Source organism: Candidatus Njordibacter sp. Uisw_058 (assembly GCF_047730065.1).
In the GTDB taxonomy this organism is placed as follows: Bacteria; Pseudomonadota; Gammaproteobacteria; order Pseudomonadales; family Balneatricaceae; genus Njordibacter.
This window is the reverse complement of record NZ_CP159829.1, coordinates 2434608-2454832: the sequence shown is the minus strand read 5'-3', so window position 1 is coordinate 2454832 and position 20225 is coordinate 2434608. Positions and strand designations below refer to the sequence as shown.

General features: G+C 46.0%; 19 protein-coding genes. 10 read left to right on the top strand and 9 right to left on the bottom strand.

Features of this window, described 5'->3' with window-relative positions; translation table 11 throughout:
• Positions 1-17 precede the first annotated feature (17 nt).
• The gene (gene chrA / locus ABXT59_RS11435; RefSeq protein ID WP_443636242.1) at positions 18-1313 is read right to left on the bottom strand and encodes a chromate efflux transporter; all 1296 of its coding nucleotides are present in this window, start codon (positions 1311-1313) and stop codon (positions 18-20) included.
• A 235-nt stretch (positions 1314-1548) separates the two neighbouring features.
• Here chrA and ABXT59_RS11430 point away from each other — a divergent pair, with 235 nt between their 5' ends.
• Positions 1549-1920: a hypothetical protein gene (locus ABXT59_RS11430; RefSeq protein ID WP_443636241.1), complete on the top strand. Its 372-nt coding sequence runs from the start codon at positions 1549-1551 to the stop codon at positions 1918-1920.
• A 140-nt stretch (positions 1921-2060) separates the two neighbouring features.
• Here the strand turns inward: ABXT59_RS11430 and ABXT59_RS11425 are convergent, their stop codons facing one another.
• Together ABXT59_RS11425 and ygfZ are read right to left on the bottom strand one after the other, a co-directional pair.
• On the bottom strand, positions 2061-2777 hold the full coding sequence (locus ABXT59_RS11425; RefSeq protein ID WP_443636240.1) for a hypothetical protein: 717 nt from the start codon (positions 2775-2777) through the stop codon (positions 2061-2063).
• Between the two features lie 150 nt (positions 2778-2927).
• Entirely contained in the window at positions 2928-3884 is a 957-nt protein-coding gene (gene ygfZ, locus ABXT59_RS11420; RefSeq protein WP_443636239.1) for a CAF17-like 4Fe-4S cluster assembly/insertion protein YgfZ, read from the bottom strand.
• 104 nt (positions 3885-3988) lie between these two features.
• On the opposite strand from ygfZ, the gene ABXT59_RS11415 reads away from it, so the two are divergent.
• Together ABXT59_RS11415 and ABXT59_RS11410 are read left to right on the top strand one after the other, a co-directional pair.
• Positions 3989-4255, top strand: a complete 267-nt coding sequence (locus ABXT59_RS11415; RefSeq protein WP_443636238.1) for an FAD assembly factor SdhE — start codon at positions 3989-3991, stop codon at positions 4253-4255.
• Positions 4227-4670: a hypothetical protein gene (locus tag ABXT59_RS11410; RefSeq protein WP_443636237.1), complete on the top strand. Its 444-nt coding sequence runs from the start codon at positions 4227-4229 to the stop codon at positions 4668-4670. The genes ABXT59_RS11415 and ABXT59_RS11410 overlap by 29 nt, the downstream gene beginning before the upstream one ends.
• Here the strand turns inward: ABXT59_RS11410 and nadB are convergent.
• Positions 4651-6255 (bottom strand): L-aspartate oxidase, encoded by a 1605-nt coding sequence (gene nadB, locus ABXT59_RS11405; RefSeq protein ID WP_443636236.1) that lies wholly within the window; start codon positions 6253-6255, stop codon positions 4651-4653. The genes ABXT59_RS11410 and nadB overlap by 20 nt on opposite strands.
• Before the next feature lie 178 nt (positions 6256-6433).
• On the opposite strand from nadB, the gene rpoE reads away from it, so the two are divergent.
• From rpoE to ABXT59_RS11385, 4 genes are all read left to right on the top strand, one after another.
• Complete coding sequence (rpoE, locus tag ABXT59_RS11400; RefSeq protein ID WP_443636235.1) at positions 6434-7036, top strand: RNA polymerase sigma factor RpoE; 603 nt, start codon at positions 6434-6436, stop codon at positions 7034-7036.
• A gap of 89 nt (positions 7037-7125) precedes the next feature.
• Positions 7126-7977 (top strand): MucB/RseB C-terminal domain-containing protein, encoded by an 852-nt coding sequence (locus tag ABXT59_RS11395; protein ID WP_443636234.1) that lies wholly within the window; start codon positions 7126-7128, stop codon positions 7975-7977.
• A 29-nt stretch (positions 7978-8006) separates the two neighbouring features.
• Positions 8007-8522 carry a SoxR reducing system RseC family protein gene (locus tag ABXT59_RS11390; RefSeq protein ID WP_443636233.1) on the top strand — a complete coding sequence of 172 codons (516 nt, stop codon included), beginning with the start codon at positions 8007-8009 and terminating at the stop codon, positions 8520-8522.
• Positions 8523-8662: 140 nt separating this feature from the next.
• Entirely contained in the window at positions 8663-10087 is a 1425-nt protein-coding gene (locus ABXT59_RS11385) for a DegQ family serine endoprotease (protein ID WP_443636232.1), read from the top strand.
• Between the two features lie 15 nt (positions 10088-10102).
• On the opposite strand, the gene pyk is transcribed toward ABXT59_RS11385, so the two are convergent.
• A complete protein-coding gene (gene pyk / locus ABXT59_RS11380) occupies positions 10103-11551 on the bottom strand; it encodes a pyruvate kinase (protein ID WP_443636231.1) in 1449 nt (482 codons plus the stop codon).
• Between the two features lie 61 nt (positions 11552-11612).
• A complete protein-coding gene (gene gap, locus ABXT59_RS11375; RefSeq protein ID WP_443636230.1) occupies positions 11613-12632 on the bottom strand; it encodes a type I glyceraldehyde-3-phosphate dehydrogenase in 1020 nt (339 codons plus the stop codon).
• Between the two features lie 216 nt (positions 12633-12848).
• Between gap and edd the strand changes: the two genes are divergently transcribed.
• The 3 genes from edd to pgi are packed head-to-tail and all read left to right on the top strand — an operon-like array spanning position 12849 to position 17292.
• Positions 12849-14651 carry a phosphogluconate dehydratase gene (gene edd / locus ABXT59_RS11370; protein ID WP_443638608.1) on the top strand — a complete coding sequence of 601 codons (1803 nt, stop codon included), beginning with the start codon at positions 12849-12851 and terminating at the stop codon, positions 14649-14651.
• A 33-nt stretch (positions 14652-14684) separates the two neighbouring features.
• Complete coding sequence (gene glk, locus ABXT59_RS11365; RefSeq protein ID WP_443636229.1) at positions 14685-15665, top strand: glucokinase; 981 nt, start codon at positions 14685-14687, stop codon at positions 15663-15665.
• Positions 15652-17292: a glucose-6-phosphate isomerase gene (gene pgi / locus ABXT59_RS11360; RefSeq protein WP_443636228.1), complete on the top strand. Its 1641-nt coding sequence runs from the start codon at positions 15652-15654 to the stop codon at positions 17290-17292. The genes glk and pgi overlap by 14 nt, the downstream gene beginning before the upstream one ends.
• Positions 17293-17332: 40 nt before the next feature.
• Here pgi and ABXT59_RS11355 read toward each other — a convergent pair whose 3' ends face one another.
• From ABXT59_RS11355 to zwf, 3 genes are read right to left on the bottom strand one after another with little or no spacing between them, the layout of a single operon-like run.
• Positions 17333-18013 carry a bifunctional 4-hydroxy-2-oxoglutarate aldolase/2-dehydro-3-deoxy-phosphogluconate aldolase gene (locus ABXT59_RS11355; RefSeq protein ID WP_443636227.1) on the bottom strand — a complete coding sequence of 227 codons (681 nt, stop codon included), beginning with the start codon at positions 18011-18013 and terminating at the stop codon, positions 17333-17335.
• Positions 18014-18733 carry a 6-phosphogluconolactonase gene (gene pgl / locus ABXT59_RS11350; RefSeq protein WP_443636226.1) on the bottom strand — a complete coding sequence of 240 codons (720 nt, stop codon included), beginning with the start codon at positions 18731-18733 and terminating at the stop codon, positions 18014-18016. It abuts the gene before it with no gap.
• Complete coding sequence (gene zwf, locus ABXT59_RS11345) at positions 18720-20225, bottom strand: glucose-6-phosphate dehydrogenase (RefSeq protein ID WP_443636225.1); 1506 nt, start codon at positions 20223-20225, stop codon at positions 18720-18722. The genes pgl and zwf overlap by 14 nt, the downstream gene beginning before the upstream one ends.

Genomic DNA, 20225 nt, shown 5'->3' with positions numbered 1-20225 from the left:
TGACTCGCGGTAAAAATTCACGCCATGACCTGCAATAAAAGGGCTAAACCCGCTGATGCAGCCAAAACTGGGGCGATGCCCCAATGTCTTTTAAGTAGTAAGTAAGCACACGCTAAGGTGAGTCCAACGACAGGCCAATCTAGGGTTAGCACATCAGGTGTCCAAAGCATCAACCACCCAAACTTGTGAAGTTCTACACGAGTAAAAAATACATGTAAGCCAAACCAAACCGATAAATTTAAAATAACACCAACAACAGCCGCTGTAATACCGACTAACGCACCTTTTAATCGGGGTTGATGGTTGATCCATTCGATGTAAGGAGCACCAGAAAATATCCACATAAAACAAGGGATAAAGGTCACCCAAATGGCCACTATTGCGCCATAAATGCCCATCACCCAACTATGGCGGCCACCCTCTTGAAATGCGGCTAAATAGCCAACAAATTCAGTTACTAAAATGAGGGGCCCAGGCGTTGTTTCTGCTAAACCCAAACCGTCCATCATTTGCCCAGCACTAAGCCAGCCGTGAGTGACCACAACATCTTGGCCCATATAAGCTAATACTGCATAAGCTCCCCCAAAGGTGACAATGGCCAGCTTTGAAAAAAACCAGCCGATGTCACTTAATATTTGGTCTGGTCCTAGTGCCCACATTAATAAAAACTGTGGCAGTAGCCAAAGAGTTAACCAAAAGGTGAGGGTCTTAATGGTTTGGAAAAAAGGTGGGTGGCTCTTGTTGACGAGGCTGTTATCCAAATGACTTTGAAAACGCAAAAACCCATAGGTGGCTGCCAACAATATAATTAGGGGAAAGGGTAACGCTAAAAAGAAAATTGAAATAAAAGACACTAAAGCTAATAGCCAATGCTCAGCGCCTTTGAGAGCTTTTTTAGATACCCGTAACAAGGCTTCAATGACAATCACAACCACAGCAGCCTTAACGCCCCAAAAAAGGCTTTCAACCCAGGAGATATTGCCAAAAGATGCGTAGATCATGGCGAGCACTAAAACCACAACTGCTCCAGGTATGACGAACAACAGACCTGCTGTCATTCCCCCCCGCCAACCGTGTAAACGCCAACCTACATAGGTGCCCAGTTGCATTGCCTCTGGGCCTGGTAGGAGCATACAAAAACTAAGGGCGTTTAAAAATTGGGCTTCGCTTAACCATTTTTTTTGTTCCACCACAATCCTGTGCATTAAGGCTATTTGTGCGGTAGGTCCACCAAACGACAATAAGCCAATTTTTGCCCATGCACGGGTTGCCTCATTAAAGGAGACTTGCTTGGTATCATGGTGATGCGCCATCGCTCTGTGCCTTTTTGGATTGGTGAACCTAACATGAGTGGTTATCACAGAAAATAGAGGGTTGTGTATACACACTACTTTTCCAATGATGAAAACTTTCCTTAAGCTACCTCAACGGCCTTTCTCTGGCAATTAAAAAGACTAAACCAGAGTCTGCCGGGTTTAACTCAAACTCACTCAATGCGTATAATGTAAACCTGCTAAGCTAATACTTAAGTCAACGTAGGGTTTAAAAATGACAGACACACTAGGGTATCGCGGTTGGCTTTATTCCGTACTTATCGCCATTGATCAACTTGGTAATGCCTTAGCTGGTGGTTATGCAGATTCAACTATTTCTGCCCGCGTGGGCTACAACGTTCGACATGCGGCCCATGAGAGGCAAAACTATTGGCGCCTATTAGAGGGCATCATTAATTATACATTCTTACCTTTGGATGGTCCCGATCATTGCTACCAAGCTTACTTGGCAGGTAATCAGACCTACTACCGAGATGGTAGCGACTTAATGCGGGTCATCTTGAGTAGTTTAATTATTTTCAATGCCATCCCCATTGCCATAGTCACTCGTGTTGTGGCTTGGCACAGAAATCGTCATCAAAATTAAGACTAACTCTGCTGTGTCTAGGTCAAGCTAGCCCTTTTTAAGTTAACCGTGTTTAAGCTAACCGTATTTATGCAAACTCTAGGTTAAACCCAATTAAAAGCGCTCAGCCACGCGCAGCGACTAAAGCCTGCATGCTGGTTTCATTGGATGGGGTTGATGAATACATAATCTTGCCTTAGGTAGTTGCGCAAATGAGCATTAGCTATGAGCTTCTTAGATGCCTTGTGTGCCAAAGCCTCATCAGAGAAGATGTAGTTATTAGTGTGAGCAATGTCCCTCCAAGAATAAGTTTTCCCTGGCGCGAGATTGAGCCTAATACGGGCAAGTTTTTGAGTTAACAATAATTTGGTGATTGAGACGATGTCATCGACGTGTATTAAATTCACCTCTTTATTGGCGTTTTTGATGCGGCCCTTGTTAAGCCAGTTTATGGGGCTTCGATCAGGGCCCGCAATACCACAAAGAGTTAACAGGCAAGCCCCCTGTTGCCGATAGTTTTCTTCCGCCGAGGCGCGGGCTTTAGTGCGGTCAATAGCACTCATTTCGTCAATCACTTGTCCTTCAAACTTATGCTCGTAGACTGAGGTGGTTGAATAAATAAAGACTTGTTCGCAGCGCTGTTTGAGAAACGTGAAAAAACGGTTTTCTAAGTCACTATTGCAGCAAGCAAAAGTCCACAAAACTTGCTTGGATGTTGGAATGTTGTGCCATGATGTCTGATCGTCTAATTGGAAATAAATGTGTTCATCAAGGGTTGGTGTGCGACTCGTTATTCGAGCGTTACTATGGTTTGCATACAGGCGCGAACCGCAGTAGCCATTGCCTAATATAGTCAGCTCACATATAGGTGCGTTCATGGTTAATCCTATGCTTAATCTTTTACTTAATCTGAGGCTTAATAAAAGCCAAGGCCTGGCTTAGTTGATTAAGCCCTGCCTCACTGAGTGGTAGGTTTTGTTGCAAATGCTATCTACATTATTGACTGGGGCGCATCAAAGTGCATGGGTTTAAAGTTTGATGCGTTCAAAAACTTGCGGGTCAATTTCGTAGGGCAAAGGTGACAAAGAAATAATGCTCTTGTCTTGTTCATGCAAGTGTAGTTCTTCTGCTTGCGCCTCTGTGCGATTAATGACTGCGGTAAACCTGTAGGTGTGCTCTCCATTAGGCGCTGCACTGGTGATGCGACCCACATTTTTACGCTTATTAGCGTCAATTTGTTGGCCCACCATCACGGCTTGACTTGAATGGACCTGGCCAATAAATAAGTGACGCTTTAATTTGCCTAAATACTGCATGCGCGCCACAATTTCTTGGCCCGTATAACAGCCTTTTTTAAAATCGATAGCCCCTGTGGCCTGTAAATTAAGCATTTGTGGAACGTAGCTGTCACTGATATCTGGCGTGACATACATCAGCCCTTGATCAATTTGTAGCGTTTCCCATGCATTGACTTCAGCTAAGCTTGCGCGTTGTTCCAATAACCCTATGACCTGTGCTTTATCTTCTGGGCGACAATAAGCAATAAATTCACTAGTCTCTGATTGCATGCCCCAAGCTAAGCTGCTTTCATTTTGAATGCTACCAAGGTGACTGTTTGGCGCTGAACCAATGGCCTCTGTTATACATTCAGTTGCAGCGTCCCCCCAGATGGCGAAACGACACCAAGTTGCGCTACTGTCGTGCAGTTCGGCTTTAGAGAATACAATATACTTAGCTAAAGCTTGTTGTACACTGGGCACTATGCTCAAGGGCATGTGGAGTAACAAGGTGTCGGCATGGGCTACCAAATCGAAGTTGGCAATAACGTTACCTTTAGGGGTACAGTAAGCGCCTGCTTGCCCCTGTGATGGAGTAACTTTATTGACGTCACATGTGATCTGGCCTTGCAAAAACGTCTGGGCATCTTGGCCAGTTAAACTGACACTACCAAAATGATCTAATGGGCAAAAATAGGTTTGTTTCATGGTCTTTAATGATCTAAATAGGGATGCCTAGCAGGCATGTTTTTGCGCTTTGCGCTAACATAGCACTCTGCCCCCTATGGTATGGGTTACAACGGAGGAATTCAATGTTGAATGAGACAGAATTAAAGCGACAAGTATGGCACAGTCGCCGTGGCATGTTGGAATTAGATGTTTTGCTGGGACCGTTTGCGGCTCATGCACTACCTTTAATCAGTGCTGATCAGCAGCAAGTCTATGTGCGTTTGCTGAGTCAGCAAGATCCTGATTTATTTACTTGGTTTATGGGTCATGCCCATAGTGATGATGAAGAGTTAGCGGCGATGGTTCAGCAAGTGAAAGACTATGCTCAGTCGAGCCAAATTCCAGCTTAAGGCTTTAATCCATCTAACTTACTACGCGATCATAGTTTGGATTGGGTTAAGTCTTTGCAGTATAGGAATTTTGCGCGAGTTTTGGCTGATACTGGCGTATTTTTTATTGACGGGGTCAGTCATTGGTGGCTGGGTCTGGCACTACGCTTGGCTCAATGCCGGCACTAGTGTGGTGGCAATGAGATGGACGCCTGATGAATTTTGTTGTTATTTAAAAAATGGTCAGCAGGTACAGGGTCAGTTAATGGCTAAGTCTGGTTTTAACCCTTACTTCATCACCCTGCATATCGCAGTGGCTGGAGGCGGCCAGTTTTGGTGGCCCTTAATGATTGATAGTGGTCCAGTCAATGAGCTGCGTAAACTCAGAGTATTTGGTCGCTGGTATCAGCAAATCCCTATTGCCAATCGAAGTTAGTTGGCGTCAAAATGGTGTTACGGGCTACGGGCAAGGAATTTGGGTAGTCTAAAGTAAAGTGTAATCCTCGACTTTCTTTGCGTTGCTGAGCACTATGGATAATAATTGAGGCGACTAAGGCTAAATTACGCAGTTCAATCAGGTCACCACTGATACGATAGTTACTGTAAAACTCATCTATTTCACTTAATAACATTTCGACGCGGTGCTGGGCCCTCGTCAAACGTTTGTCCGTTCGCACTATACCCACATAATCCCACATAAAACGCCGTAATTCGTCCCAATTATGGGAGATGATCACGTCCTCATCGGAGTCCTTCACTTGGCTTTCATCCCAGGCTGGAATAAGCTCATCTAATGCCGCTTGGCTCCAGTTGGTTTCGATGTGCCGAGCCGCAGCGTGGCCATAGACAAAACATTCCAACAATGAATTACTCGCCAAACGATTGGCGCCATGCAAACCGGTAAATGCTGTTTCACCCACGGCATATAGTCCATCAATATCGGTCATGCCATCTTGGTTAGTAATAATGCCACCGCAGGTATAATGGGCTGCAGGAACCACGGGAATGGGATCCTTAGCGATGTCTATACCAAGGTCCATGCAGCGTTGGTATATGTTGGGAAAGTGGGATTGCACAAAATCTCGTCCTCGGTGACTGATGTCCAGATAAACACAGTCATCGCCTAGACGTTTCATTTCATGGTCTATGGCTCGGGCAACAATATCCCTTGGCGCTAACTCTAAGCGGTCATCAAAGCGATGCATAAAAGGCTCACCATCGGCGAGCACTAGTTTGCCCCCTTCACCACGAATGGCCTCTGAAATTAAAAATGACTTTGCTTGAGAATGATACAGGCAGGTCGGGTGGAATTGATTAAATTCCATGTTAGCCAATCGACAACCGGCCCGCCAAGCCATGGCAATGCCATCACCGGATGAACCGTCTAAGTTACTTGTGTAAAGGTATACCTTACTCGCACCTCCTGTTGCCAAAATCACACAGGGGGCTTTAAAGGTATTCACATGGCCGGTTTTTTGATCCAGCACATAGGCGCCCAAGCAGCGGTTGCCGGGTAGTCCTAGCTTCGCACGGGTAATCAGGTCGATCGCCACCTGATGGCTTAACAAATCTAGATTCTCTGCTTCTGTAGCTCGTTCAATTAGGGTGCTGGTGACGGCGAGTCCAGTCCAGTCAGCGGCATGAATTATGCGCCGATGACTGTGGCCTCCTTCTTGAGTTAGATGGTAACCAGAGGCATCATCTTGGTCCTCAGTAAAAGGTACTCGTTGTTCAATAAGCCAATCAATGCTGGCCTTGGCTTGTTCAACAGTAAATTGAATGGCCTCTGGATCACCTAAGTTAGCTCCAGCAATTAGGGTATCTTGAATATGATTATCAATGCGGTCTTGTTTATCTAATACTGCCGCAATGCCGCCCTGAGCTTTAGCCGAGGCGCCAGCATCTAATTCGTCTTTACTGATAATAGCTACTTTCCGCGTGGTAGATAGCTGTAAACCTAAGCTTAGGCCAGCGGCGCCCGATCCAATGATCAGTACATCGTATTGAATATCGTGTTGCATAAGGGAAATCAAGGTATAAGCAGGATGTCTTATTATAGCTTGGAGATTGGCAATGTTAAAAGCTAATTGTGGCAGAAATTCGTGCCAGCTGAGTCAATCTACTGTACTCTTGTTGCATTATTTAAATGAACATGTTTTGTTAATTGTATATCCATAGTTTTCAGGATAAGGAAATTAAGTGCCTGATGCCAAGGCGTTAACCTCACCCACACAGACTGACCAGCAGCTTGTCGAACGAGTTCAAGCTGGAGATAAGCGCGCCTTCGATTTACTGGTACTTAAGTATCAGCATAAAATTATTAGCTTAGTGGGCCGCTATGTCAAAGATCATCATGAGTCGATGGATGTAAGCCAAGAGGCCTTTATTAAGGCTTACCGTGCACTGGCTAACTTTCGCGGGGATAGTCAGTTTTATACATGGCTCTATCGGATTGCGATTAATACCGCAAAAAACTATTTGGTGGCACGTAATCGGAGACCACCTGATGTGGATGTCGATGTTAACGACTACGGTGACTACGGCAGTGCAGATGTTATGGCTGATGTTGATACGCCAGAAAACCTAATGGCCCGAGACCAATTGCAAGACAAAGTTTTTGCTACCCTAGAAAAATTGCCTGATGATTTGAGGACAGCACTAACTTTGAGAGAGTTTGAAGGCATGAGCTATGAACAAATTGCGGAAGTGATGGACTGCCCCGTTGGCACTGTTCGTTCGCGTATATTTCGGGCGAGAGATGCTGTAGACAAAGAAGTGGCTAAGTTAATGGACCGTGATTAGTCAGGGATTTAAACGCTTTGAAAATAAAGTTGAACCAAACAGCCTAGTTGACGTCCAACTTGGGTAAGTTAAATTTAGGAAGCTACATTTTGACATCTACTCATACCAACGCCGATTCAATCAGTGAGTCATTATCTGCAGTAATGGATGATGCAGCCCAGCCACTGGAACTTCAGCGTGTGTTAAAAGCCAGTCAGACCGACGAGCAAGTGCGCCTTAAATGGGCGCGTTATCAATTGGCGAGTGCGGCTTTAAAGCGTGAAGCTAATCATGCATCATTAAACTTAGATTTAGCGCATAGGGTGCGTCATGCCATTGACACCGAGACAACCTACACTCAATTAGGTGCTGACACCAAGACAAAAATGAGTAAGTTTGACCGTTTCTGGCATCCCGTTGCTGGATTGGCAATTGCTGCAAGTGTGACGGTAGTAATGGTGTTGGGCGGCCAACGCTTGGGAGTTGCAATGCAGCCTCAAATGATTCCAGTGCAACCTGGGGTGGTTTTGCTAGAGCCTAGAAATAGCAACACTAGTATTGCCTTATCTAGTGTTGGAAAGACTCGCACTGTAGTTGAAAATACGAATGACATTATCCGTCTTCCTGCACCAATAGAAGCCGTTAATGCGTCTCAAGCACGTTGGTCAGTGGCAGGTTTACCGGCCGGGTTTGTGTTAACCCAGCGCAATCTAGAATCAGTAGATCAGGCCCCTAGAGAAGTATTAACCTACAGTAATGGAGATGCCAGCTTTACGCTTTATATTGAAGCATTAAATGGCCGTACCATCGCAGAAGGATATGCTTTTGCTGGGTCAAATCTTGTTTTGGGTCAATCCATGATGCATGCTGGCGAGCCCATGTTTGTCACCATAGTAGGTCAATTAAGCTTGCAGCAGGGTGAGCAAGTCGCAGGCTCTGTGGTATCCTTTAAGCCTAAATAAACGGCTCGAAAGAGCGCAGGGCTTTACCCATGGCTAACACCCCAAGTTCTGATATTCAAAATTCTATGATTGAGCAAGTTGCTCATGTGCAAGCAATTGACCAGACCTCAGTCTGGTTAGATACTCTGCGCCTTAGCACCTGTAATTCATGCAGCATGAAGAGTGGCTGTGGTCAACGACTCATGAATCAAGCGACCGACTGTAAGCGTTCGCGTATTGAATTGCCTATACCGCAACATATGACCCTTAATGTGGGTGATGAAGTGGTGCTTGGTATTCCCCAAAAAGCCTTTATCAAAGCCAGTGTGTTGACCTTTGCTATGCCATTGGTATGGATGTTGGCCTGTGCTTTGTTAGCGCAATGGTTGACATTGTCTGAGCCGGCAACTGTGGTCGCCGCTTTGTTAGGTTTAGGCCTTGGTTTATTGTTCTTGCGCTGGTACAGCCAAAGTGAGGCAGTCCTAGCATCTAACCAATGGCAGCCCGTTATACTGCGCCAGCAGCCCTCAGAATATGTGCAAGCACTGCAATTGATGACAGACTAATTTTGCAGTAGTTCACCTCAGATTGAGCACAGGCCACCGCTAACTGAAAAACTTTGTAAAGGATAACCTTCGAAGCTACCCGTGTTATCAAACTGGCGTATGCTACTTGTTAAATATTTAGATTTTAAAGGAACAGCGCTATGACGCAACGAGTCTCCATAAACTATAAAATCATTACTATTTTGCTGGGGTCATTGCTTTACGCGAGTTTAAGTTGGTCTGCAAGGCTGCCCGACTTTACACAATTAGTTGAACAGGCATCTCCAGCTGTTGTTAATATCAGCACCTCTCGTGTTGCTGCTCAAAGACCGACAGGTAACCAGTTTGAAATGCCCGGTCAAGAGCAGTTGCCCGATATATTTAAACACTTTTTTGAACGTCAGTTTCCGCAGCAAAAATCGCCACCGCAAGGTCAGGTGCCTGAAGCGCGTTCATCAGGCTCAGGTTTCTTGATTAGTGACGATGGTTACCTTTTAACCAATCACCATGTAGTCAAAGATGCTGATAAAATTATCGTCGCTTTAAATGACCGCCGTGAAATGGAAGCGGAATTGATTGGCTCAGATCCTCGTTCTGATTTAGCCTTGTTGAAAATTGATGGAAAAGATCTACCTTATCTAAAAATGGCAGACTCGGATAAGTTGAAAGTGGGGGAGTGGGTGTTGGCCATTGGCTCACCATTTGGCTTTGATTATTCGGTCACCGCCGGCATAGTAAGTGCCATAGGTCGCAGTCTTCGCTCAGAAACCTACGTGCCTTTTATTCAAACGGACGTGGCCATTAACCCGGGTAATTCTGGTGGCCCCTTGTTTAACCTAGACGGCGAAGTTGTTGGTATCAATTCGCAAATATATACCCGCTCAGGCGGCTTTATGGGGCTTAGCTTCGCCATCCCCAGCAATACAGCCATCTCAGTAGTTGCTCAGTTAAGGGTGACTGGTGAGGTTGCTCGTGGATGGTTGGGTGTGCAAATTCAAGAAGTGAGTCAAGATTTAGCAGAGTCATTTGGCTTGGATAAGGCTGCAGGGGCTTTGATTGCTCAAGTGTTTGACAATAGTCCAGCCCTCGAGGCAGGTCTGCAGGCAGGAGATGTCATCACTCAAATCAATGGCAATGAAATTATTATGTCGGCTCAAGTAGCACACTTTATAGGGGCTATAGCGCCTGATCAATCGGTGGTGATCCAGTTGGTCAGAGATGGAAAAAGTATAGAGGTGGACGTGGTTATTGGACATCTTCCTAAAAACATTGCTGAGACTCTAAGTGCCGCTGAGCCTGGTGCGTATGTGGAACGTATCGGTTTGCGGGTGGTGGCTTTGAAGCCAGAGAAAGCAAAGGCTATGCGTATCCGCAATGGTATCGATATTTTGGAAGTGGACGCGGGTGTAGCTCAAGAATTGGGTCTGAAGCCTGGGGATGTTATTACGAGTATGGCAAATCAGCCCATTTCTAGTGTTCAGCAGTTTGTTGAATTAGCAGCAGCATTGCCGATCCAACGTTCAATTTCCCTGCGTATCGTGCGAGAGGGAAGACCACTGTTTGTGGCCTTCCGGCTGAATCAATAATAGGAAAGAATCGTATTATTGAATTTGATTGCCCACGCGAACCACTTTTAAAGTGTTAGTGCCGCCGTGGGCCTTCACGTAATCCCCTTTGGTTATAAGTACGATGTCACCATCTTTGACCACACCTAAGGCCTTAAGTTGCTCTACTGCGATGTGGTTTACCTCAGAATTTTCCAGTACATCAGAATCGAATGGGTGAGTAATTACTCCGCGATATAGGCATACACGTCGCTGGGTTTCTGCTTCTGGGGTAAAGGCAAAGATAGGGATGCCAGAGCGAATGCGTGACATGAGTAGTGGGGTTTGCCCGCTCTGGGTCATGCAGATAATGGCTTTGACACCATCCAGGTGGTTGGCGGCATACATGGCACTCAAAGCCACACTTTCGTCGATGCTATGCACAGAAATATCAACCCGATGAGATGATTTGTAGGCATTCCGATGTTGCTCAGCGCCTAAACATACCCGCGCCATGGCTTCTACAGTTTGAGCAGGAAAGTCGCCGACCGCAGTTTCAGCAGACAGCATGACTGCGTCTGTACCATCCATGACTGCGTTAGCAACGTCAGACACTTCTGCCCGAGTAGGCATGGGGCTGGTGATCATAGATTCCATCATCTGTGTGGCTGTAATTACAATACGGTTGAGGCGCCGGGTGTGTTTGATGATGTCTTTTTGAACACCCACTAACAAAGCATCGCCAATTTCTACAGCCAGATCCCCACGGGCCACCATCACCCCTTCAGAAGCTTCAATAATGCCTTCAAGGACCACTGGGTCTATGGCCTCTGCACGCTCTATTTTAGCAATTAAACTGGCATTGCTATGGGCTTTTTCAAGCAAAGCCCTTGCTTCATGCATGTCTTCTGCATTGCGTACGAAAGAAATAGCGATGTAGTCTACGCCAATCTTTGCAGCTGTAATTAAGTCGGCACGATCTTTGGGTGTTAATGCGGCTGCAGATAAACCTCCGCCTTGTAAGTTAATGCCTTTATTGTTGGAAAGTGGGCCACCAATTTCTACTTGGGTATACACTTTTTCTTCGCTTACACGCACCACTTTAAGCACGATGCGGCCATCATCTAGCAGTAGAATGTCATTTTTATGCAGGTCTTTGCCTAATTCAGGAAAGTCTAAACCGACCGCTTCCTCTGTGCCCGCCTCAAGATCCATAGAGGGGTCTAATAGAAAGTCTTGACCTTCTTGCAGTTGTACTTTGTTGTTGGTGAATCTAGCCACCCGAACCTTGGGTCCCTGCAAGTCTGCCAGCAAGGCAACGTGGCGTCCGACTTCCTTGGCAGCTTGAAGCACCATGGCCGCACGTTGTTGATGGTCGGCTGGACTACCATGAGAAAAGTTAAGCCTTACTACGTCGGCACCCGCTGCAATAATACTCTTGAGAACTTCTGGGCTACTTGTAGCAGGGCCTAAGGTAGCAACAATCTTAGTACGTCGTAATTGCATAATATAAAGGTCTATCCTTGATAGTAAGGTGGTGCCAAATTAGCACAGGGACACCTGAAGGTTAATGTTGCATTAGGGCTAGGCTAGTGTCCAGCATTCTGTTGCTAAAGCCCCATTCATTATCATACCAAGCCATAACCTTAACTAAAGTGCCTTGTGCTCGGGTGTGATTAGCATCAAAGCTTGAAGATTTGGCGCTGTGATTAAAGTCTATAGAGACCAGAGGCTGGTCTACGTAGTCCATCACATGAGCCAGTTCAGGGTCATTAATGATGGCATTTTTTACGCACTGGTTAATGTCGCTAGTGCTCGTTTCTTGGCCAGCAACGAAAGTTAGGTCAACCAATGACACGTTAATCGTTGGTACACGAATTGCCATACCGTCTAAACGGCCATTAAGTTGGGGTAATACCAAACCAACGGCCGCTGCGGCACCTGTTTTAGTTGGAATCATTGAGCTGGTAGCAGAGCGAGCGCGATATAAATCACTATGTTGACCATCTGTGAGCAGTTGATCGTTGGTGTAAGCGTGGATGGTGGTCATCTGGCCTTGTTTTATGCCCACAGCTTGGTCGAGTATCTTAGCTAAGGGGGCTAGGCAGTTAGTGGTGCATGAGGCGTTAGAGATAATGCGCTCATTGCCTGTCAGTGTATGGTGATTAACACCATACACAATAGTGGCATCTAAATCTTGCCCAGGGGCAGAAATTAAAACTTTGTGCGCACCTGCATCAATATGAGCTTGGGCATGGTTGCGCTGGGTAAATAGACCAGTGCACTCTAAGACTAAGTCTATATTGAGTGCTCGCCATGGTAGCTTACTCGGGTCTCTTTGCTGAAAGAGTTGGATTTTGTCTTGGTTGACGAACAGATGCTTGTCATCGTATTCGATGTTGCCGTTAAAGCGGCCATGCACACTGTCAAATTGTAGAAGATGAGCATTAGTTTGTGGGCTACCCAGGTCATTGATGGCTACAATCTCAAATGCTTGCTGATAATGATCAGGACTACTTTCGTAAATGGCGCGTACGATGTTGCGGCCAATACGGCCAAATCCATTGATAGCAATGCGGATACTCATGTCTATTCTCTCTTTATCCATTTGTGGTAATATTACTAACATTTTAGCATAAAATCAATTAAATCGACTGATAAGTATTCCAGATTCAATGTATTTTTGTTAATATTACGTAATAATTATGAGTATCAAAGCCAAGCATCAGCGCATGGCTATAGGGCTCAGTCAACAGGCTAAGTCATAGCGTAAAGTGAAAAGAGAATTACTATGAGTGGGATCATGCACAGTAAGGTGGCACAAGTCACCCAAGCAATTATCGAGCGTAGCCGTGCGTCTCGGGGTGACTATTTACAGCGCATTGAGGCCGCTAAAGGGAGTGTAGTTAGTCGCTCTAATCTGTCATGTGGCAACTTAGCTCATGGTTTTGCAGCGTGTTCCCAGACCGATAAAGACCGCTTAACTATGATGGATGAGGCGAATGTCGCCATCGTATCAGCTTACAATGACATGCTCTCAGCGCACCAACCTTTTGAACGTTATCCTCAAATTATTAAACAGGCGGTGAGGGAGATGGGCAGTGTGGCGCAATTTGCAGGTGGTGTCCCAGCCATGTGTGATGGCGTTACCCAAGGTCAGCCAGGCATGGAACTGAGCTTGTTTAGTCGAGATATTATTGCTATGTCTACAGCAGTGGCCCTATCCCATAACATGTTTGATGCTGTCTTGTGTTTGGGGGTGTGTGATAAAATCATCCCTGGTCTATTAATAGGGTCCTTAAGTTTTGGCCACCTGCCTATTGTATTTGTGCCTGCAGGGCCCATGTCTTCAGGCTTACCAAATACAGAAAAAGCACGTATTCGCCAGCTTTATGCTGAAGGTAAAGTGGGTCGGGATGAATTGCTAGCTTGCGAATCTGACTCTTACCATAGCGCAGGTACGTGCACCTTTTATGGCACAGCTAACAGTAATCAATTATTGATGGAGGTCATGGGCCTGCATTTGCCAGGTGCTTCGTTTGTGCCTCCTGACGGCGACTTACGCGACCAATTGACGCGCTCAGCAGCGCAGCGGGCGGTGAAATTAACCCATCCATCGCAGCAGCAAAATCTTGCTCAAATCGTCTCTGAAAAAACTATGGTTAATGCCATAGTGGCTTTACTAGCCACGGGCGGTTCCACCAACCACACCATACATTTGATTGCCATTGCCAAAGCAGCAGGCATTATTATCAATTGGGATGACTTCGCTAGTTTGTCCAGTGTGGTGCCGAGTTTGACGCGCATCTACCCCAATGGGCAAGCTGACATTAACGTTTTTCATGGCGCTGGTGGTGTGCCATATTTAATTCAAACCCTTTTGCAAGGTGGCTTGCTGCATGAAGATGTAGAAACGATTATGGGTCATGGCTTAAGCCAATATTGTCAAGAACCAAAATTAATCTCTAGTAAGCTAGTGTGGCAGCCAGCGCCAGCAGAAAGTGCTAACTCAGATGTTTTGACCAATGTAGCCGAACCTTTTTCAAAAACAGGTGGCTTGGTGACTTTAGAGGGTAACCTTGGTCGCAGTGTCGCCAAAGTATCCGCAGTTAAAACTGAACATTGGACGGTAGAGGCAGAGGCTGCCGTATTCGACTCACAAGTAGGATTTGAACAGGCGTTTCAAGCAGGAGCTTTAGAACGAGATTTTATTGCTGTGCTGCGCTTTCAAGGTCCCCAAGCCTGTGGCATGCCCGAATTACATAAACTAACGCCTTACTTAGGTCTTTTGCAGGACCGGGGTTTTAAAGTTGCTTTAGTGACCGACGGACGTATGTCAGGGGCCTCTGGTAAGGTGCCGGCGGCGATCCACTTGCATCCAGAGGCTAAGTCGGGAGGCTTAATCAGTAAAATAGAAAACGGAGATTTATTAAGTCTAGACTGCCATAATGGGCGCTTAGAGTTATTAGTTGAAGATCACATACTCCAAGCAAGACCAGCCGCTCAGCAAACTCAGACGGTGACTTATGGCATGGGCAGAGAACTGTTTGCCAACCTGCGTCAGCAGGTGACAAGTGCTGAACTTGGGGCCAGCACTTGCTCGTAGTTGTGTGTTGTTATTAAAGAGAAATCTATAGAAATGTCTAAATATGACCTAGTGGCTGACATAGGGGCCACCAACGCTCGTTTTGCTTTAACCCGTAATGGTGCGCAAGGTCTATCGCACATTCAGGTCTTAGCTTGCGCAGATTATCCCAATTTAGAAACGGCGATGGCTGCCTACCTCGATAGTACAGACGCGATCGGTTTAATTGCTAAGGTCTGTATTGCCATAGCGGGAACGGTGCACATGCCAGAATTTTCTCTAGCCAATAATCATTGGCGTGTGAATAAGGCACAAGTGAGTGCGGCTATTAAGCATGATATTTTATGGATCAATGATTTCACAGCTCAAGCTTGGGCTATGTCAGAGATTAATTCTTCTGATTTGTTATTAGTCAAACAAGGCCAAGCTGAAGAGCAGGGTAATCGATTGGTTATGGGACCAGGCACGGGTCTGGGTGTGGCAGGATTAATAGCCCATGATCAAGGTTGGTTGCCCGTTATGGGCGAAGGTGGGCATGTCAGCTTTTCACCTTCTAGTAAGGTACAGGCTGAAATATTGGCTTATATGTGGCAACGCTATGGACACGTGTCAGCAGAGCGCCTGTTATCAGGCTCAGGCATGATGGATTTATATGCGGCCGTGGCCCATATTAATGCTATTGAACCTAGTTTGACAAAGCCGGCCCAGGTTTTGCAGCAGGCGCAGTTGGCGACGCCAGATGATTTGGCGCACCAAACCCTGAGTATTTTTTGTGACATGTTAGGCAATACTGTAGCGAACGGCGCCCTTATGTTTGGATCTGTAGGTGGAGTTTATCTCACAGGGGGCATTTTACCTCGTATGTATGATTTTTTACTGACGAGCAGCTTTAATCATAGTTTCACCAGTAAGGGCCGCACATCTGCTTATTTGGAGCAAATGCCTATTTACCTTTGCATGGCACAACAACCGGGCCTACAAGGTGCAGCTATCGCCCTAAACAATGACCGAGAGAGGATGCATGCTACAACTTGAAAAATCCATACACTGGAAAAATTTGCAACAACTCGCGCTTCAATATCGTGATATTCACTTACGCGAATTGTTCACTCGAGAGGGCAATCGATTTGAAACATACTCCATTGAGCTACCCAACTTATTGCTTGATTATTCTAAGAATTGCCTAACACCTGAAATCATGCAGGCGCTATTTGGTTTAGCTGAAGACATGGGTTTGGGCGCCGCCACAGAGCGGATGTACCGAGGTGCAAAAATAAACGTAACTGAAGACCGCGCTGTGCTGCATACAGCTTTGCGCAATCGCAGTAATTCGCCTGTGTATGTTGATCAAGTTAACGTTATGGACTTAATCAATAAAGAATTAGCACACATGCGTCAGTTCGTTGAAAAAGTACGCAGTGGAGAGTGGCACGGCTATTCAGGTAAACGCATTACTGATGTCGTAAATATTGGTATTGGGGGTTCAAATTTAGGGCCCAAAATGGTGACTCAAGCCTTGCGTTCATACGCAGATTCAACCATTCGAGTTCATTTTATTTCCAATGTCGATGGGGTGGAGATTGCTGAAATTTTACGCCCGTTAAACGCCGAACAAGTGTTGTTTGTGGTGGCATCAAAAACCTTCACTACCAGTGAAACTATGACCAATGCCCAAACTGCTCGTAATTGGCTCATGGCATCGGCCTTTGATGAACGAGCAGTTCAGCATCACTTTGTGGCCGTATCATCGAATACTCAAGCCGTGCAGGAATTTGGTATTGATAGGGAATTTATGTTCTCTATGTGGGATTGGGTGGGTGGTCGCTATTCCATTTGGTCTGCCATCGGTTTACCCATCGCACTCTATTTAGGCTTTGATAAATTCGAAGATTTACTCACTGGTGCCCATGATATGGATCGCCATTTTAGAGATGCGCCAGCGGCCGAAAACATGCCAACGATTATGGCTTTAGTGAGTATTTGGAATGGCTTATTACATGGCGCCCAAAGTCATGTCATTTTGCCTTATGACCAACCTTTAGAAAGCTTTACGGACTATATTCAACAGGCAGATATGGAAAGTAATGGCAAGCATGTGGATCGCCAAGGTCATCAAATTAGCTATCACACTGCATCGGTTGTTTGGGGGCAGTTAGGCATTGATGGGCAGCATGCATTTTATCAACTGTTACATCAAGGCAACGTCATTGTGCCGGCTGACTTTATTGGCTCTTTGGCCAGTTCTACACCCGTCAAAGGCCATCATGAAAACCTCATGGCTAACTTTTTTGCCCAGACGGAGGCGCTTATGAATGGCATTAGTGCCGCAGAAGTGAAGCGCCAACTGCAGGCCCAAGGACTGGATCAAAAAGAGGTTGAAAAGCTTTTGCCTCACAAAGTTCATCAAGGTAACCGACCCAGCAATACCTTATTGCTGAAGCAGGTAGATCCAAGAAATTTAGGGGCACTCATTGCTTTATATGAGCACAAAATATTCGCCCAGGGCGTGATATGGGATCTGTGCTCTTTTGATCAATGGGGGGTTGAGTTAGGTAAAACTCTAGCCAAAGGGATTTTGCTTGAAATTGAAGGGGAGGCGGGCCATCTTCACGATGACTCCACCAATGCCCTGATTGACTATTTTAAAGGTTCTCGTGGTTAGCTTTAGGGCTTAACTTAGGTCCTTAACTTAGGTCCTTAACTTAAGGTGTGCCCAGGGCAATTGCGTTACGAGCCAATACTTCAATGGCTCTCCAGTCCTCTTGTTTTACCAAGGCCGCTGGCGTCAACCAAGTCCCTCCCACGCACATGACGTTAGGTAAAGCTAAGTAGTCTGCTGCATTGGTCGGCTTAATGCCGCCAGTTGGGCAGAATTTGAGTTCACTAATAGGACCACCAATGGACTTCAAAAAATCAGTACCACCAACAATGCTTGCAGGAAACAGTTTAAACCTGCGATAGCCGAATACCATAGCTTCCATGGCCTCACTGACACTAGCAATGCCAGGCAATAGTGGAACTTCACTTTGGCTGCCGTGTTGCAACAGCTGTGCCGTAGAACCTGGGCTCACTATAAAGTCAGCACCCGCTTCAACGCAGGCATCGTATTGTTTGGGTGTAAGCACAGTGCCGGCACCAATAATAGCCTCTGGTAAAGCCGTTTTGAGCTGTTTGATGGCCTTTAAACCATACTCACTGCGCAGGGTTATTTCTAACACTGTGAGCCCTCCACTGACTAATGCAGTACAAACGCCTAGAGCTTGTTCTGCATTCTCTAGAGTCAGTACTGGAACCACTGGCGCGCTAGCGCATATTACGTCGATGCGGGCATTGTTAGCCTGCATGCGTTGACTTAGGCTGATTTGATGATCGGCTGAGGGCATTTATGGGCACCAGTGAATAGTTAATGGAGTTTTTAATAGGGCAAAAATGGGCATTTTAAATGGGTCTGCAAGCGCCATCGCCTGTTGCAATACACTATGCTTTCCAACGCCCTCAATGTGCAGGTGTTTGTGCCTTGCATTGGTCAAGGTAGGTGCCGTTAAGGTCATACGTTGGGTGGGTGTGACAGGTGCTTGAGTATCAATGCAAAGTTGGGATGTGGGGGCTGTTAAAGCCTCATGTAGGTTTGGACATTGGGGAAACAATGAAGCGGTGTGTCCATCATTGCCCATGCCCAGCACTAACACGTCAAGTGGCCATTGCATGCCTTGAAGTTGAGTTTGGCAGTTCTTTTGGCCTAAGTAAGCACTTTTTTGCGGGTTAAATAAGGCAAAAAATGTTGCATGCTTAGCATTGTTTTGTAGCAAGCTAGAGCGCACTAAGGCGGCGTTACTGGCCGTATCTTGCTCGTCTACCCAGCGTTCATCAGCAAGGGTGACGTCTACTCTGTGCCAGTCTAGGGCTTGTAGGCTGAGTTGCTCTAACATGGCTAAGGGTGTGCGGCCACCCGAAACTGCCAGGCTTGCTCTGGGGCGTATCATTAGCGCTTCGGTGAGCTGCAAAGCTATATTTTTAGCGAGAGAAGCGGCCAATAATGTTGAGTTTTGGCAGTTAATCCATTGTGTGTCAGATGCAAGGAATTGAGGTTTAGCAGTCTTCATACCATCGATGTCCGTGAGTTTCTATCATATTACAGGCCTGTTTTGGCCCATTGCTTCCTGCTGCATAATCTTCAAGCTCAAGCTCTGCACTGTGCCAAGCCTGACGTATTTGATCACACCATTGCCAAGCTAGCTCCACCTCATCACGACGTACAAATAAGCTCTGGTTGCCCTTAAGGGCTTCTAGTAGAAGGCGTTCATAAGCATCAGGGATGCGAGCTTGAGATTGGGTTTGAGCAAAGTCTAAATGCAGTGGGTCGCGTCGAAGCTGCATCTGTTTGTCAATGCCTTGCTCCTTAGTAAGCACTTGTAAAGAAATACTTTCATAGGGCTGCAGTCGAATAACAAGTTGGTTTTGAGTAATGCTGGCTTGCTTTGGGTCAAAAATTTGATGATTACTGGCCTTAAAGTGAATGATGACCTCGGTCACTTTACTAGCCATTCTCTTACCTGTGCGCAAATAAAAGGGTGTTCCAGTCCAGCGCCAATTTGCTATTTCTGCACGTAATGCAATAAATGTTTCCGTGCCGCTATTGGTGACGGCATCCGCTTCATTGAGGTACCCAGGAGCCGGCTGCTGCTGAAACTGACCATCAGTGTATTGTCCTAATACCAAGTGCTTGTTTACTTTTTCAGGATCAATGGGCTTTAGTGCGCGTAGCACCTTGACCTTCTCGTCGCGGATGCTAGTGGCCGTGAGTTGAGATGGTGGGTCCATTGCAACCATGCAAAGTAGCTGAAGCAAGTGGTTTTGAACCATATCGCGCATTTGGCCGGCTTTATCAAAATAGCCCCATCGACCCTCTATGCCGACATCTTCAGCCACACTAATTTCCACATAATCAATGTATTGATTGTTCCATTGAGTTTCAAACAGTGGGTTGGCAAAACGCAGGGCAATTAAGTTTTGTACAGTTTCTTTGCCAAGGTAATGATCGATACGAAAAATTTGGCTTTCATCAAAATATAAAGCTAGCTTGTCGTTAATCACCTTTGATGACGCTAGGTCGTGGCCAATAGGTTTTTCCACAACAATACGACATTCATTATTGATGGCGTTGGCACTGTGCAGGTGCTGGCAGATATCGCTGTATAAACTAGGAGGCGTGGCAAGGTAGAATGTCATGCGCGAATGCCAAGCGTCTAGTTTTTCCTTGAGGGCTGCGTAATCAGCTGCTTGGATCAGGTCGACTTGGCAATAGTGTAGGCGTTTTAAAAAGCGTGATAATGACTCAGAGTTTAATTGTTCTGCGCCAAGGTATTGGTTTAGTGTATCCTTTATACGAGCCTTGAGTTCATCGATGTTGAACGCACTGCGAGCCACAGCCATGATCTTTAAATCGTCGCTCAAAAGTTGAGCATGCTCAAGTTGATAAAGGGTCGGCATGAGTTTGCGGAGGGATAAGTCACCTAACGCGCCAAACAATACAAGACTATGGCTTAATAGGCCTTCAGTTGATGTATCTATGTTTGATGAGTTATTGTCCGACAT

What these genes read in the sequence shown, in the direction of transcription:
- ABXT59_RS11415 (WP_443636238.1), top strand. Translation starts at nt 3,989, where the DNA reads ATGTTGAATGAGACAGAATTAAAGCGACAAGTATGGCACAGTCGCCGT.
- ABXT59_RS11410 (WP_443636237.1), top strand. Translation starts at nt 4,227, where the DNA reads ATGCTCAGTCGAGCCAAATTCCAGCTTAAGGCTTTAATCCATCTAACT.
- ygfZ (WP_443636239.1), bottom strand. Translation starts at nt 3,884, where the DNA reads ATGAAACAAACCTATTTTTGCCCATTAGATCATTTTGGTAGTGTCAGT.
- zwf (WP_443636225.1), bottom strand. Translation starts at nt 20,225, where the DNA reads ATGTCGGACAATAACTCATCAAACATAGATACATCAACTGAAGGCCTA.
- pgl (WP_443636226.1), bottom strand. Translation starts at nt 18,733, where the DNA reads ATGAAGACTGCTAAACCTCAATTCCTTGCATCTGACACACAATGGATT.
- gap (WP_443636230.1), bottom strand. Translation starts at nt 12,632, where the DNA reads ATGAGTATCCGCATTGCTATCAATGGATTTGGCCGTATTGGCCGCAAC.
- ABXT59_RS11355 (WP_443636227.1), bottom strand. Translation starts at nt 18,013, where the DNA reads ATGCCCTCAGCCGATCATCAAATCAGCCTAAGTCAACGCATGCAGGCT.
- ABXT59_RS11390 (WP_443636233.1), top strand. Translation starts at nt 8,007, where the DNA reads ATGGCTAACACCCCAAGTTCTGATATTCAAAATTCTATGATTGAGCAA.
- ABXT59_RS11430 (WP_443636241.1), top strand. Translation starts at nt 1,549, where the DNA reads ATGACAGACACACTAGGGTATCGCGGTTGGCTTTATTCCGTACTTATC.
- edd (WP_443638608.1), top strand. Translation starts at nt 12,849, where the DNA reads ATGCACAGTAAGGTGGCACAAGTCACCCAAGCAATTATCGAGCGTAGC.
- ABXT59_RS11385 (WP_443636232.1), top strand. Translation starts at nt 8,663, where the DNA reads ATGACGCAACGAGTCTCCATAAACTATAAAATCATTACTATTTTGCTG.
- pgi (WP_443636228.1), top strand. Translation starts at nt 15,652, where the DNA reads ATGCTACAACTTGAAAAATCCATACACTGGAAAAATTTGCAACAACTC.
- chrA (WP_443636242.1), bottom strand. Translation starts at nt 1,313, where the DNA reads ATGGCGCATCACCATGATACCAAGCAAGTCTCCTTTAATGAGGCAACC.
- glk (WP_443636229.1), top strand. Translation starts at nt 14,685, where the DNA reads ATGTCTAAATATGACCTAGTGGCTGACATAGGGGCCACCAACGCTCGT.
- nadB (WP_443636236.1), bottom strand. Translation starts at nt 6,255, where the DNA reads ATGCAACACGATATTCAATACGATGTACTGATCATTGGATCGGGCGCC.
- ABXT59_RS11425 (WP_443636240.1), bottom strand. Translation starts at nt 2,777, where the DNA reads ATGAACGCACCTATATGTGAGCTGACTATATTAGGCAATGGCTACTGC.
- pyk (WP_443636231.1), bottom strand. Translation starts at nt 11,551, where the DNA reads ATGCAATTACGACGTACTAAGATTGTTGCTACCTTAGGCCCTGCTACA.